We start from the raw sequence: 353 nt of genomic DNA, 5'->3' as shown, positions 1-353 counted from the left end.
ATCTGAGTTTCATTGCATTTGGTCTCATACGGGTCGCGAACCATTTGGAATTCGTTGTCGACGACGGCGCCGAACAGGAAGCACTCGTCCTTGTACTGGCCCCGCTCCGCGCTCGCCATCTTGACCGTCGCCTTGACGACGATGCCGTCTAGATTGCGACCCTTCCGATTGACGGTGCCGTAATCCTCCACCGCGGAGATCACGTCTGTGGCCTTCCAGTTGTCTTGCGACAGGCCCGCGTTCCACTTTGCGAAATCAGGGAACAGGGTCTCCACATTGATCCCGGAGGAGGTGTTGGCCTTGTCTGTCGTACCCAGGACGGTCTTCTTCAGGCCATCCGAGAACAGGTTCAG

General features: G+C 57.5%; 1 protein-coding gene. It reads right to left on the bottom strand.

Annotated features, from left to right (window positions below):
* The coding region (locus EN852_RS41350; protein ID WP_189546487.1) for a hypothetical protein at window positions 1–353 on the bottom strand (353 nt) is incomplete at both ends.

The sequence above is a fragment of the Mesorhizobium sp. M2E.F.Ca.ET.209.01.1.1 genome (genome assembly GCF_004010375.2).
In the GTDB taxonomy this organism is placed as follows: Bacteria; Pseudomonadota; Alphaproteobacteria; order Rhizobiales; family Rhizobiaceae; genus Mesorhizobium.
The sequence above is the reverse complement of the archived record's forward strand: the minus strand, read 5'-3'. Positions and strand labels throughout refer to the sequence as shown.